The 902-nt window shown below is 78.8% G+C and carries 1 protein-coding gene; it reads right to left on the bottom strand.

The features are described from left to right. Positions 1 to 740, bottom strand: a 740-nt coding sequence (locus ACFV6I_RS39035) for a hypothetical protein (RefSeq protein WP_380430990.1), incomplete at its 3' end; no start/stop codon positions are given. Between the last annotated feature and the right edge of the window lie 162 nt (positions 741 to 902).

Here is a 902-nt window from a genome sequence, read left to right as displayed (position 1 = left end):
ACCCCCGGCGCCGCGTCCACCGCCCCCGCGTCGGCGACCGCGTCCGCGACCCGCCGGGCGTCCGCCGGCCCGGCGACCGCCGCCGCCAGCCGCTCCGGCTCGATGGCGCCGACCGCCGCGCCGGTGAGCGAGGCCAGCGTGGCCTTGATGTGGTCCAGGTGCTTCTGCACGGTCTCCAGACGGCCGTCGAACTCGCCCTGCTCGCGTTCGCTCGCCGCGTTGATCCGCTCGGCCTCCCGGCGGGCCTGCTCGATCAGCTGGTCGGCCTTGGCCTGGGCGTCGGTCTCCAACTGCTTGATCCGGCCGAGCACGGTCTCCCGGTGCTGCTCGGCCTCCTTGACCCGGCGCTCGGCGGTCGCGGAGACCTGGGCGTCCTCGGCGTCGGCCTTGGTCTGGGCCTGGGCGAAGGTCTCGTCGGCCTTGCGGCGCAGCTCGGCGAGCGTGGCCTCGGCCTGCTCGCCGGCCTCGGCGGCGGCCACCCGCACCTTGGCGGCGTAGGAGGTGGCGGCGTCCCGGTCGCTGCGGCTCTCCCGGTCGGCCTCGGCCCGGATGCCCTCGGCCTCGGCGCGGGTGCGCTCGTCGGTGCGCCGGGCGGCCTGGTCGGCCTCGGAGCGGGTGGTGGCGGCGTACTCCTTGGCGGCGTGGCCGAGGGCCTGGCCGGCCTCGTAGACCTCGTCCCGGAGGTCCTCGGAGAAGCGCTCGGCCTTCTCCCGGACGGCGCGCGCCTCGTTCTGGGCCATCACCGCCAATCCGGCGGCCTGCTCGCTGAGTACCTCGTAGTCGGGCTCCGGAGCGGGGGGGGGGGGGCCGCCGGCGCGGGGGGGGCCGGGGGGGTGGCGGGGGTGGTGGGCGGCGGCCGCGGGCGGGTGGGGGGCGGCCTGGGGGGGGGGGGGGGGGGGCGG

It is taken from the genome of Kitasatospora sp. NPDC059803, from assembly GCF_042732255.1.
Classification (GTDB): domain Bacteria; phylum Actinomycetota; class Actinomycetes; order Streptomycetales; family Streptomycetaceae; genus Kitasatospora.
The sequence above is the reverse complement of the archived record's forward strand: the minus strand, read 5'-3'. Positions and strand labels throughout refer to the sequence as shown.